This is a genomic window from Mesorhizobium sp. M0040 (genome assembly GCF_040323505.1).
GTDB lineage: Bacteria > Pseudomonadota > Alphaproteobacteria > Rhizobiales > Rhizobiaceae > Mesorhizobium.
Genome location: NZ_JAMYVA010000136.1, coordinates 1 through 1,155 on the forward strand (window position 1 = coordinate 1; position 1,155 = coordinate 1,155).

Consider the following 1,155-nt stretch of genomic DNA (forward strand, 5'->3'; position numbering starts at 1 on the left):
CGCCCCATAGGCGCTAACTTAGATGTGGACTGGTGGAATCGAGATGTGATTCCTCGGCCAGATGGGAACGAATGATTCGATCGAAACCGACTGGCAGGCTCTGATATCGAGGCTGTCGCAATCGCTTGACCTTGAGGCGACGGCGCGGGCGACGGGAGCGCTGGTGCGTCGTCGCAATGTTGCGGACGCAGCGACATTGCTGCGCCTGGCGTTGGCTTATGGCCCCGGCGCGATGAGCCTGCGCTCGGCTGCCGCCTGGGCCGGGGTGAATGACGTTGCGAGCCTTTCGGATGTTGCTCTTTTGAAGCGCTTGCGCGGAGCGGCCGATTGGCTTGGCGACATTGCCGGCGCCTTGCTCCAAAACGCTTGCGCCAAAAGCGCCGCGCCGACGGGGCGTCGGCTGCGCGTTGTCGACGGCAGTTCGATCTCGCGCCCCGGCAGTGCCGGCACGGACTGGCGGCTGCATGCCACCTACGAACCCGCGCTCGCGCGCTTCACGCATCTGGAGATCAGCGACGTGCGCGGCGGTGAAAGCTTCTTGCGTGTTCCGCTACGCCAAGGCGACATTGTTGTTGGCGATCGCGCCTACGCCCGTGCCCCGTCCCTTGAAAAGGTGGCAGCGGCGGGTGCCGACTTTATTGTGCGCACGGGCTGGACCAGTGTTCGGCTGACCACGCCCGACGGGCAACGGGTCGACTGGAACGCCATCTATGAGCCTATGCAGCCCGGTGAGGTTTGCGAGATGAACGTGCTCGTGGAGCATTCGGGTCGCAAGGGCCGAGGCAAGCCGCCCTTGCCGACAAGGCTCATCGTCAAGCGCAAGGATGAGAAGGCCACGCAAAAGGCCCAGAAGGCGGCAAAGCGGGGCAATCAGCGCCGCTGCAGCAACAGGCTGCAGCCGATGACCCTCATTGCCGCAGGCTTCGTCATGCTGCTGACCTCGGTCCCGGCCGATGAATTGACGGCCGACGAGGTTCTGCAGACCTATCGGCTGCGCTGGCAGGTCGAACTCGCCTTCAAGCGGCTCAAGAGCGGAATGGGCATCCATAAGCTTCCCGCGCGAGATGAGCGGCTCGCCCGAAGCTGGCTGACGGCCCACCTGATCCTGGCCCTGATGATCGACGAGGCCGTCACCGACGTTCTCGACTCTCCCCC

The 1,155-nt window shown here is 64.4% G+C and carries 1 protein-coding gene; it reads left to right on the forward strand.

Annotation, left to right across the window (positions count from 1 at the left end):
• Window positions 1-61: 61 nt before the first annotated feature.
• On the forward strand, window positions 62-1,155 hold a 1,094-nt coding region (locus tag NKJ91_RS33625), incomplete at its 3' end, for an IS4 family transposase (RefSeq protein ID WP_031211235.1).